We start from the raw sequence: 312 nt of genomic DNA on the forward strand, positions 1-312 counted from the left end.
GACGCGCTCCGGTCCGCCCTCGGGGACGTCGTCGCACGGCACGAGAGTCTGCGGACGGTGTTCCCGGAGGCCGAGGGCGTGCCGTGCCAGCAGGTGCTGGCCCCGGAGGCCGCCGTACCGCGGCTGACCGTCACCCCGACGACCGAGGACAAGCTGCAGGACGTGCTGACGTCGGCCGCACGGCACCCCTTCGACCTGGCGAGTGAACCTCCGCTGCGGGCGTCCCTGTTCGAGTTGTCGGGCCGGGAGTACGTGCTGCTGCTGGTCGTGCATCACATCGCGGGTGACGGGTGGTCACTGGGCCCGCTGGCC

At 72.4% G+C, this 312-nt stretch carries 1 protein-coding gene; it reads left to right on the forward strand.

The genetic code is table 11. The annotated features are described in order from the left end of the window. Positions 1–312, forward strand: a 312-nt coding sequence (locus GT045_RS01075) for a condensation domain-containing protein (protein ID WP_161332993.1), incomplete at both ends; no start/stop codon positions are given.

This window comes from Streptomyces sp. SID486, from assembly GCF_009865385.1.
Taxonomy (GTDB): domain Bacteria; phylum Actinomycetota; class Actinomycetes; order Streptomycetales; family Streptomycetaceae; genus Streptomyces.